The organism is Actinosynnema sp. NPDC023658, assembly GCF_040639995.1.
Lineage (GTDB): Bacteria > Actinomycetota > Actinomycetes > Mycobacteriales > Pseudonocardiaceae > Actinosynnema.
The window spans coordinates 1-1,193 of sequence record NZ_JBFAAX010001389.1 but is presented as its reverse complement, the minus strand read 5'-3'; the positions used below and the strand labels follow the sequence as shown (position 1 = coordinate 1,193).

Genomic DNA, 1,193 nt, shown 5'->3' with positions numbered 1-1,193 from the left:
GGTCGTCGACCCGGCCCGCGGCGCGGGCCCGCACGAGCCGGTCCCGGTCCACGCCGAACGCGGCCAGCTCGTCGGCAGGCAGGTACACCCTGCCGCGGTCGAGGTCCTCGCCCACGTCACGGATGAAGTTGGTGAGCTGGAACGCGACCCCGAGCGCGGCGGCGGCGGGCTCCGCCTCCGCCCTCGGCACGACCGTCCCGAGCACCGGCACCACCTGCAACCCGATGACCGCCGCGGAACCGTGGACGTACCGCATCAGGTCGGCGCGGGTGGCGTAGTCGGTGACCGCCAGGTCCATCCGCATCGACGCCATGAAGTCGCGGAACAGCACGGCGGGGAGGTCGTACCGGCGGGCGGTGTCCAGCAGCGCCGCGAGGACGGGGTGGGAGCTGGTGCCGCGGTCCAGAGCGGAGTCCAGGGCCGCCTCGACCGACGCCAGCTCGCGGGTCTTCCGCTCCAGTCCACTGTGGACGTCGTCGACGATGTCGTCGACCCAGCGGGCGAAACCGTACAGGGCGTGGACGGCCGGCCTCTGCTCCGGGCCGAGCATCCTCGTCGCGAGGAAGTACGTGCGGCCGTGTTCGGCGTTGAGCGCGCGGCACCGCCGATAGGCGTCGCGCAGCCCCGGTTCGGTGATGCCCGCGGCATCCAGTTCACTGCTAGCCGACATGGTGGGTGTCCTGACTCGATGACATCGCCCTCACGTTAAGTCGGCCGGCGGCGCTCCGCATGACCAGTGCCACTCGTTGTGCAGAGCACCCGTGGCGCTGCTTAGCTCAGCGCATCCGATCTCATCGACACCCGAGGGGGCGACGATGTCGCTGGTGGCCGGCGCGGGAACCCACACCTCCGCTCCCCCGACGTCCGACCCGTTCACGACGCGCTTCGCCGCCGCGTTGACCGACTTCTTCCACACCCGCTCGGAGGTCGGCGCCGCGCGCGAGCTGGGCGGCGAGGTGCGGGCGCTGGTCCTGGCCGGCGGCAAGCGCATCCGGCCGGCGTTCGCGTGGTGGGGTTGGCGTGCCGCGGGCGGCGAGGTGCACGGCGAGACCGCGGAGGCCATCACGCGCGCGCTGGTGTCGTTGGAGCTGTTGCAGTGCTGCGCGCTGGTGCACGACGACGTGATGGACCGTTCACCGACCCGGCGCGGCAGGCCCACCGGGCACTAGGGGTTAGGGGCACGGCACCCGCGG

Annotated in this window: 1 protein-coding gene and 1 pseudogene; one reads left to right on the top strand and one right to left on the bottom strand. The window is 72.6% G+C overall.

The window, feature by feature from the left end; translation table 11 throughout:
- Positions 1–670 (bottom strand): phytoene/squalene synthase family protein (locus AB0G02_RS41240; protein ID WP_360806311.1); only part of this gene is annotated, 670 nt, incomplete at its 3' end.
- A 226-nt stretch (positions 671–896) separates the two neighbouring features.
- On the opposite strand from AB0G02_RS41240, the pseudogene AB0G02_RS41235 reads away from it, so the two are divergent.
- Positions 897–1,166 (top strand): annotated as a pseudogene (locus tag AB0G02_RS41235) (polyprenyl synthetase family protein); the annotation flags it as partial.
- Positions 1,167–1,193: the final 27 nt, after the last annotated feature.